General features: G+C 45.6%; 6 protein-coding genes and 2 pseudogenes. 5 read left to right on the forward strand and 3 right to left on the reverse strand.

The genetic code is table 11. The features are described 5' to 3' along the window. A partial coding sequence (locus tag HMPREF2700_RS06640; protein WP_070591096.1) for a histidine phosphatase family protein occupies window positions 1-568 on the forward strand: 568 nt, incomplete at its 5' end. A gap of 57 nt (window positions 569-625) precedes the next feature. Here the strand turns inward: HMPREF2700_RS06640 and HMPREF2700_RS06645 are convergent. After that, the gene (locus tag HMPREF2700_RS06645) at window positions 626-1,204 is read right to left on the reverse strand and encodes an NAD(P)H-dependent oxidoreductase (RefSeq protein WP_070591098.1); all 579 of its coding nucleotides are present in this window, start codon (window positions 1,202-1,204) and stop codon (window positions 626-628) included. 109 nt (window positions 1,205-1,313) lie between these two features. Between HMPREF2700_RS06645 and HMPREF2700_RS06650 the strand changes: the two are divergent. Next, window positions 1,314-2,226 (forward strand): annotated as a pseudogene (locus tag HMPREF2700_RS06650) (LysR family transcriptional regulator). A gap of 237 nt (window positions 2,227-2,463) precedes the next feature. On the opposite strand, the gene HMPREF2700_RS12020 reads toward HMPREF2700_RS06650, so the two are convergent. After that, a complete protein-coding gene (locus tag HMPREF2700_RS12020) occupies window positions 2,464-2,763 on the reverse strand; it encodes a LysR substrate-binding domain-containing protein (RefSeq protein ID WP_283129689.1) in 300 nt (99 codons plus the stop codon). Between HMPREF2700_RS12020 and HMPREF2700_RS06660 the strand changes: the two genes are divergently transcribed. Then, window positions 2,741-2,944, forward strand: a complete 204-nt coding sequence (locus HMPREF2700_RS06660) for an SRPBCC family protein (protein ID WP_070591099.1) — start codon at window positions 2,741-2,743, stop codon at window positions 2,942-2,944. The genes HMPREF2700_RS12020 and HMPREF2700_RS06660 overlap by 23 nt on opposite strands. Before the next feature lie 57 nt (window positions 2,945-3,001). Here HMPREF2700_RS06660 and HMPREF2700_RS06665 read toward each other — a convergent pair whose 3' ends face one another. Continuing rightward, window positions 3,002-3,853 carry an MBL fold metallo-hydrolase gene (locus tag HMPREF2700_RS06665; RefSeq protein ID WP_070591101.1) on the reverse strand — a complete coding sequence of 284 codons (852 nt, stop codon included), beginning with the start codon at window positions 3,851-3,853 and terminating at the stop codon, window positions 3,002-3,004. A 97-nt stretch (window positions 3,854-3,950) separates the two neighbouring features. Between HMPREF2700_RS06665 and HMPREF2700_RS06670 the strand changes: the two genes are divergently transcribed. Together HMPREF2700_RS06670 and HMPREF2700_RS06675 are read left to right on the forward strand one after the other, a co-directional pair. Continuing rightward, window positions 3,951-4,937, forward strand: coding sequence for a GlxA family transcriptional regulator (locus tag HMPREF2700_RS06670; RefSeq protein ID WP_070591102.1), 987 nt, complete (start codon window positions 3,951-3,953; stop codon window positions 4,935-4,937). Between the two features lie 151 nt (window positions 4,938-5,088). After that, window positions 5,089-5,328: pseudogene (locus HMPREF2700_RS06675) on the forward strand (transposase); the annotation flags it as partial. Window positions 5,329-5,397: the final 69 nt, after the last annotated feature.

Consider the following 5,397-nt stretch of genomic DNA (forward strand, 5'->3'; position numbering starts at 1 on the left):
CAAAACGGTTGTAGTGCAGCCTGTTCTTTTCATCCAAGGAATTACAGGAGCTCAGAAAACCGGCGTAGCGCTACAACAAGTAGAATTTACCGCTGCTTATTCCAGCATTTTACAACGTGCCATTGATACGACTAGCCATATTATCGGCCAGCGTCCCATCCCTCTTTTTCAGCACTGTGGACTAAATGAACAATCTTTTGGAAGTTGGGAAGGTATGCAGATCGCTGACCTGCGGAAACTAACCGAATTCAAACAACTGACTAATGACCCGGCAGCTTATAAAGCATTAAGCAATGGTGGTGAAACCTTTGAACAATTAGCAGTACGTGCAATGGACGCCCTTTGCGATATCATTAAAGTACATCAATCGGGAGCCAATATTTTAGTGGTATCACATGGCCATACCTTGCGGCTTTTATTATCCTTACTAGGCGGAGCGACTTGGGAAAACCATCGTGATGAGAGTAAATCCGTGTCATTGTTAAATACTTCGATCAGTATTGTGAAATATGATAGTGAAATCGGTTTTCATATTGAGCAACTTAACGATGTGGCTCATTTACAATGATCACAACTATTCATCAATAATAAAAAAGGTGGGCATTTTTACCCACCTTTTTTGCCATTAGCCGAATACTTTTTCCAAGTGTGCTTGATAGTCTGCTAAATATTGTTCTACTTGTGGATTTTTAATCACATCGTTACATAAGAATGTCGGCAGACGGGTCAAGCCGATGAACTCGTTGAGTTTGTGAAAGTGCATATATAACGCATCCACACCTTTGCCTTCGAAAAAGTCGCCTTCGCGAGTGAAGGCTTCAATCGGCGCATTCCAAGTAAGCGAGAGCATGTGTTTTTTGCCTTGCAACAAACCACCTGTGCCGTAGCCTTCGGTTGGATTGACACGATGGCGGCCATCACTGTGGTAAAGTTTGCCGTGTCCGGCGGTTAATACCTCATCTATGTATTTTTTCACTGTCCAAGGCTCGTGCATCCACCAGCCCGGCATCTGCCAAATCACGGCATCCATCCACAAGAATTTTTCAATTTCTGCTTCAACATCATAGCCGGCATCAATCACGGTTTCTTTTACATCATGTCCAAGTGCGGTCAAAACTTCTTTCGCTTTTTTGTGAAGCGTGTGATTCAACTCGCCATGTGAATGTCCGAAATTTTTACCGCCATCTAATAATAAAATATTCATCTTTTGCTCCTAAAATAATAATCCAAAGAGGACTTTATTATGCCGTTTTACTTTATACTTAAAAAGTGCAAAAATAAAAAAACTCTTTTGCGTTAAACAGAATAATAAAATGAAAACAACTTCTGAAGAATTAATAGTATTTGTACAAGTAGTCGAAAATGGCAGTTTTAGCCGAGCAGCCAAGCAGCTAGCGATGGCAAATTCTGCGGTAAGCCGCGTGGTGAAAAGACTAGAAGAGAAATTAGGCGTGAACCTCATCAACCGTACCACGCGACAGCTAAGACTAACAGAAGAAGGTTCGAAATATTTTCGCCAAGTACAGAAAATTCTACAAGAAATGGCGGCGGCAGAAGCTGAAATGCTGGCAGTACACGAAGTACCACAAGGCATACTACGGGTAGATTCTGCTATGCCGATGGTGTTACATCTGCTAGTGCCACTGGCAGCAAAATTCAACGAATGCTATCCACATATTCAACTTTCGCTAGTTTCTTCCGAAGGCTATATCAATCTAATTGAACGCAAAGTCGATATTGCCTTACGAGCTGGAGAATTGGATGATTCAGGGCTGTGTGCCCGTCATTTGTTTGATAGCCACTTCTGTGTAGTCGCCAGTCCAGACTACTTAGTAAAATACGGTACACCACAATCAACTGAAGATCTTGCCAATCATCAATGTTTAGGCTTCACCGAGCCTACTTCTCTAAATACATGGGCGGTTTTAGATGCTCAAGGAAATCCCTATAAAATTTCACCGCACTTTACCGCCAGCAGTGGTGAAATCTTACGATCATTGTGCCTTTCAGGTTGTGGTATTGCTTGTTTATCAGATTTTTTGGTAGACAATGACATCGCTGAAGGAAAATTAATTCCCCCTACTTACTGAACAAACCTCCAATAAAACGCTCCCCTTCAATGCTGTTTATTACAGCGATAAAGCCGTCAATCTTCGCCTACGCGTATTTTTAGATTTTTTGGTGGAGGAACTGGGAAAAAATATGAGTGAAAGGAATACAAAATAGGACATTAAGTAGCTTATTTTTCATCGTCAACCAAACAAGCCTTTTCAATTAACTCCCTAACCCAGCGATATGCTGGATCTTTATGGGTCCGTTCGTGCCAAATCAATGTTTTGGTGAAGCCTTGAATTTTAAGAGGTAGTTCAAAGCGTTTGAGATTGTTTAAATGAATAATCAAGCGCTCAGGCACGACGCTAATAAATCGCTTTGCTCCAGCAATTCAGGCAAGACAATAAAGTTTTATACCGACAGGCTGACATTTCTTTGCAGTCCCATCGCTTTCAGGGCTTGGTCGGCGACACCGCTGAAGCGGCCGCCATAATAGGAAATCAAGGCTTGCTCTAACTGGCAAAATTGCTCAAGGGTCAGTTGGGATTGTTGGGCTATTGGGTGATCGTGGCGAACGGTACAAATATAGCGTTCGTCATACAGATTTTTTGCATGAATATCCGGTGCTTGGAAATCAGGTGTTACCAACGCAAAGTCAATTTGGCGCAGTTCAAGCTGATTTTGTACGATGCTTTCGTTAATCGCCAGCACTACCACTTTAATTTTCGGCGCTTGGATTTTAGAAAGCCTGCCGAACAACCGCGTGCATGTATTAACCGAAGAAAGCCAAATCGGCAAACTCGCAAAAGGTTTGGCAGAAACCGTGCCGAATCCAATGGTAAACGGCTATCAAGCATGGTTGGACGGTTTAATAAAAGCGGCGAAAAAATAAAGCAGCCTGCACTTTAAAAAGCAAAGTGCAGGCTGCTTTAGGGTAATGAGCCGTTTATCAATCTAGCTTCACAATTTCTCCGTCTTCCGGAACATTCACACGGCTTTCAATGCTTTGACCGCGTATAAATTTACGCATATCGGCGCGGCTGACGGCGGTATGATTCACGGTATCCATGTGTACGGTGATGATTTTGGCTTTAGGCATGACTTGGCTGGCTTTTAATACATCAGCCGTCCCCATAATAATGCCGTCTGAAATACCTGAAATCAGCGCGTAGCCCGTGTTCATAATCAGATAATCGGGTTTGTAACGGTTCAATGCTTTGTTTACATCTGCCGTCCACACAGTATCACCCATAATATAAGCGGTTTTGTGTCCGTTGCTTTGGAATACCACACCCATTGCATCACCTAAGATTTCGGCTAGCTGAGGGTTGGCATACATGGCTTCTGTACCATGTACGCCGCCGGTTTTGCTGATGGTTACGCCGTTGAAGACAGCGCTGCCGTTCAACACGCGTACATCAGTAAAGCCTTGGCTGCGGATTTTGGCCGCGTCAGCTTGGTGCTGCACATATACGGGCAGGTTCTTCGGAATAGAACGTGCGGCGGTTTCGTCCCAATGGTCTTCGTGAGTATGGGTAACGATAACTGCATCCACACCGTCCAAAATTTTATTCACGCTCATCGGCAGCCCGACCAGCGGCATTTTGGCTTGGCTGTTGAACGTGCCGGCAAAGCCGTTCATGGAATGCTTGGGTGCGAAAAACGGGTCAATCAAAAACGTCTGCCCCGCATATTCGACTTTGGCGGTAGCGTTACGGATATGTTGGTATGAATCGTCTGCCCAAGCAGAAAAGGCAGTTGCACTTAAAACGACTGAAAGAATAAATTGATTTAATTTCATGATATTGCTCCTTAAAAAATCATGGAGCGTATTTTAAACAGCAGGTGCATCGGCTAAAATAGGCAATATTGCCAATAAACGTAAGGATAGTGCCAAAATGTCGTCTGAAAACGAGCGTAACGGGTTTCGCCAAAATCAAGCTGTCCCCAAAATCGTGCTATATGCTCAATCGGGCATGAATGATTTTGTCTTCAACATTCCCTTTTCTGTTTTTCAGACGACCTATCGGGACAATCCACTCTTTGACCTGAAAATCTGTTCCGATGACAGCAAAGACGTCATCACGGCACTGGGCGCAAGCATTCCCGTACACGGCGGCTTGGATTTGACGGAAGAAGCCGACATCATCGTCATCGCAGGCTGGCGCAATATTGAAGAAGCCCCGACACCCGAGTTGAGCGCACATTTACAGAAAGCAGTACAACGTGGCGCGCATATCACCGCCCTATGTTACGGCACTTACGCCCTTGCCTACACAGGACTTTTAGACGGCAGAACCGCCGCCACCCACTGGCTTGCCGAAGACGACTTTGTCCGCCGTTTCCCTAAAATTCATCTGGATACCAACCGCCTATATGCGGAAGACGGCAACTTTTTAACATCGGCAGGTGCGGCGGGCGGGCTGGATTGCTGCCTTTACCTCATCCGCAAAATCCACGGTGCAACCGTTGCCAACGACCTTGCCCGTACCTTGGTTGCGGCACCACACCGCGAAGGCGGGCAGGCGCAGTTTATCCACCGACCTGTCGAACGTCGTACCGCCGATGACAAAATCAATCACTTATTGGACGAACTGCGCCAAAACCTTGCCACCCCATACCGCTTGGACGACTTGGCAAAAAAATTAGCCGTTTCCCGCCGTACCTTTATCCGCCATTTTTCTCAAGCCACAGGCATGAATTTCGGTGAGTGGCTCACAACAGAGCGGCTATGGCAGGTACAGGATTTGTTGGAAAATACGGATTTGCCGATAGAACGCATCGCCGAACAAAGCGGCTTAGGCAGCGCGGCAAACCTACGTTTGCAGTTTAAAGCCAAGTTTAAAATCAATCCGAATGCCTGGCGGAAAGTATTTGGCAGATAGCTCGCGTTAGTCAATCCAAAATACCTGAGTACAGGCTGCTTTGGAGGTCGTCTGAAAACCCAAAAAGCAGCCTGTACTTTTCAGACGGCCTCAACAGGTAAACCCTTCCCACCCTTACCCACACCAATAATTCCCATCTAATTTTCCCCACATAATGCGAAAAGCCTGCCGCAACCATCCGCTGGCGGAAGCTCAAACGAAGCGTAACCGATATTTGTCGAAGACCCGTTATGTGGTCGAACAAAGCTTCGGTACGCTGCACCGTAAATTCCGCTATGCGCGGGCAGCCTATTTCGGACTGATTAAAGTGAGTGCGCAAAGCCATCTGAAGGCGATGTGTTTGAACCTTTTGAAAGCCGCCAATAGGCTAAGTGTGCCTGTTGCTGCCTAAAAGGCGGCCCGGGTGCCTGATTATCGGGTGTCCGGGGAGGATTAAGGGGGTATTTGAGTAGAATCAGTG

The organism is Neisseria sp. HMSC068C04 (assembly GCF_001810105.1).
In the GTDB taxonomy this organism is placed as follows: Bacteria; Pseudomonadota; Gammaproteobacteria; order Burkholderiales; family Neisseriaceae; genus Neisseria; species Neisseria flavescens_B.